The sequence below is a fragment of the Caballeronia sp. LZ008 genome (assembly GCF_031451435.1).
GTDB lineage: Bacteria > Pseudomonadota > Gammaproteobacteria > Burkholderiales > Burkholderiaceae > Caballeronia > Caballeronia zhejiangensis.
Window position 1 is genome coordinate 155,482 of record NZ_JARUXK010000003.1, and the last position, 3,448, is coordinate 158,929.

Sequence of the window (3,448 nt, forward strand, 5' to 3'; positions counted from 1 at the left end):
ACGGACAACAACAGCTCGACGGACATCAATGGTGATTCGAACTCCGGCGACGGCGTGATCATCAACGGCGACACGAACACCAACAATGACAGCTCGCTGAACATTGACGGTGATTCGAACACGGGCAACGGTGTCGTGATCAACGGCGACGTGAACACGGACAACAACAGCTCGACGGACATCAACGGTGACTCGAACACCGGCGACGGCGTCATCATCAACGGTGACACGAACACCAACAATGACAGCTCGCTGAACATTGACGGTGAGTCGAACACGGGCAACGGTGTCGTGATCGACGGCGACGTGAACACGGACAACAACAGCACGACGGACATCAACGGTGACTCGAACACCGGCGACGGCGTGATCATCAACGGTGACATCAACACCAACGGCAATAGCACCGCGAACATCGACGGTCATTCGAACACCGGCGAGGGCGTGATCATCAATGGCGACATCCACGCGGACGACAACAGTGCCGTGAACGTCACCAACAACGACGTCGTCATCCACTATCCGTTGGACAACGGCGGCGGTAACACCGATGACAATGGTGGTAGCGGTAATGACGACAACGGCACGGTGATCGATAACGGCGGCGGCGGCACCGACGACAACGGTGGCAACACCAGCGACAACGGTACCGTCAGTGCCGGTGGCAGCTCGGGTTCTTCGGGCGGCGCGATCGCTGGTGCGGTGGCAGGTGTGGCGTTGGCCGGCGGTCTGGGCTATGTCATGTACGAGCACTCGATGCACATGTATCTGGACAAGGCTCAGCCTCTGGAATTGGAGTCCGGTGACGCCGAGTTCTGGGCCGATGCACAGTTCGAGGAAGCGTCCGTCGATCTGACGACCGACTCCGCTGAGGTCAAGCTGAAGACGCGTCAGGGTTCGATGACCCGTCACATGAACTTCCGTGACGGTGCAGACGGTGCGAAGCACTTCGCGTTCGAAGACGGCGCCTCGCAAATGAAGGCTGACCTTTCGGTCAACATGCAGACGCATGAGTACTTCTATACCGAGAGCGGTGTGATGAACGGCAAGCCGTACGTCGTGAAGTCGCACGGCTGGATGAAGCAGGGCCTCGCCCAGGCGAAAGCCGCTCCCGCGGCAGGCGCTTGATCCAAGGGTCGAGCTGCGGGTGCAATGCCCGCAGTCAAGCCTGAGCACGGCGAAGGACGCTACGACATAAGGCGTCCCGCCAAGCAGTAACGCAGTACCGAGCCCGGCCTTCGCGCCGGGCTTTTTTTTTATTCGCCGAAACACCGCATTTCTGCGCTTTTGAGGCGTGCCGTCGCTTTTAGAACTTCTTCTATTCGATCCGAGACGCGCGTCAGGCCATGTCGATCACCGGCGAAGTCTGCTCAGACTGTCTCTGTTTGCGCATTCATCTGGAATTTTTAGGGACGAAAGCAATGAGCAAGTTCAGCATCAACAAATTCGAGTATCTCTGTTACCGCCGCGAGCGCGAGCTTGCTTATCGCGAACTGCTCAAGCTTCTTGCTATCGCCGACCAGAACTATGGCGCGCTCAGGAACGTCGAGGACTGGCTCCAGTCCGCCGAAGCGCGTGGCATGTCGGATGAACATTTGCTGACCCGCATCGTTACGGCAATCACCGCATTGGTTACAGATCCGGGTTTCAAATTTTCGGAATCGGGAATCAAGCGTCTGCTGGTTCATCAACGCTGGCTCGCGGGCATCTTCTCGGCCACGCCTTTCCGCAACGCCGACCACATTCTGCGTTCACTCGGTGTCGCGGAAGAGGCACGAAACTCGGTACAGCCGCGCAACGACACGCTGGCGAAGTTCCAGTTGTTCTACATGCCGGACTCCGAAGTCAGTCTGGACTGGCAGAAGCTGTGGGACCACGACAAGGTGCTGACGGCCGGTCTGGCCGTGGTCCTGCTGTCCTCGCGCTTTCTGGGAACGCCCGCGGCGCACCGCAAGCGCGAAGAGATCCTGCGCTGGCTCCCCGAAAAACTGGACCAGATCAACAGTATCGATGACCTGCCGATGGGCATCCTGCATTCCATGTACATGCATTGCAGCTACGCCGATCTGCCGGGCAAGCACGACATCAAGAAGCCCATCAATACGCTCATCCGTCGCAAATATGCGGAGCTGGGCATCGAGGACGTCACGCGCAAGGCCGCGCCGGTGAAGGACGGCAAGCCCGTGCTGCTGGTCGTGCTGGAGTGGTTCTCGAAGAACCATTCGATTTACCGTACGCACTCGCAGACCATGGTCGCGATGCGCGACAAATTCCATCTCGTCGGCATGGGTTATAGCAGCCGTGTTGATGAGGCGGGCAAAGCCGTATTCCATGAGTTCGTCGAGATCAAGAGCGGTTCGCTGTGGGATCAGGTGCGTCATGTTCGCGAGGTCAGCGAAGAGCGTCAGGCTCAGGCGATGTACATGCCGAGCGTCGGCATGTTCCCCATCACGATGGCGCTCGCCTGTCTGCGCGTCGCGCCGCTGCAACTGATGGCGTTGGGCCATCCCGCAACAACGCATGGTCATGCGATGGATTACGTCGTCGTGGAAGAAGACTATGTCGGCGATGAAGCGTGTTTCAGCGAGAAACTGCTCAAATTGCCGTCGGATGGCATGCCGTATCGCGCGCCGGTCAATCTGCTGGAACTCAAGCTCCCGCCGAAGGAAAAGCGCGACGGACCGGTACGCATCGCGATCGCCGCAACGTCGATCAAGCTCAATCCGCGCTTCTTCCAGACGCTTGCCGAGATCGCAAAACAGGCGTCGGTGCCGGTGAAGTTTCACTTCCTGGTGGGGCAGGCGACGGGCGTGGTGTATCCGCAAGTGCGCAATCACGTCAAACGCGTCCTGGGTGACAACGCGATCGTCCACAAGCAACAGGGCTATGCGGATTACATGAAGGTCATCAATCAGTGCGACATGTTCCTGAACCCGTTCCCGTTCGGCAACACGAACGGCATCGTCGATACGGTGTGGGCGGGCCTCGTCGGCGTGAACAAGACGGGGCGCGAAGTGCATGAACACATCGATGAAGGTATGTTCCGCCGCCTCGGATTCCCCGAGTGGATGACCGCGAAATCCATCGACGAATACAAGACCGCGGCGCTTCGTCTGATCGACAACCGCGAGGAACGCGAAGAACTCGCGCGCACTCTCGCCGGTCCGCAGGCGATCGAAAAGCTCATTTTCGAGGGCCGGCCTCACATCCTGGGCGAACGAATCCAGGCGTTGTGGCAAGAGCAGCTTCCGGCCGTCGCGAAGAGCGGCAAGAGCACGAAAGAAAAGCAACAGGACGCGGTGCCCGCGTAAGCAAGCAAGCGTTCTTCGAAAAGCCCGGCCTCGCGCCGTAATGCCGTTCAGTTAGCGCTGAACGGCATTTTTGTTTGTGGAGCGAGAAGTGGTTGTAAACGGAGCGCCGGACTGTTAACTTCTCGGTGCGATGCTTG

Annotated in this window: 1 protein-coding gene and 1 pseudogene; both read left to right on the forward strand. The window is 58.8% G+C overall.

The window, feature by feature from the left end:
* Positions 1 to 1,128 (forward strand): annotated as a pseudogene (locus QCE49_RS19835) (hypothetical protein); the annotation flags it as partial.
* Positions 1,129 to 1,421: 293 nt separating this feature from the next.
* Complete coding sequence (locus tag QCE49_RS19840; RefSeq protein ID WP_250460158.1) at positions 1,422 to 3,311, forward strand: peptide transporter; 1,890 nt, start codon at positions 1,422 to 1,424, stop codon at positions 3,309 to 3,311.
* Positions 3,312 to 3,448: the final 137 nt, after the last annotated feature.

Coding starts and splice junctions, on each gene's coding strand:
- QCE49_RS19840 (WP_250460158.1), top strand. CDS start 1,422: ATGAGCAAGTTCAGCATCAACAAATTCGAGTATCTCTGTTACCGCCGC.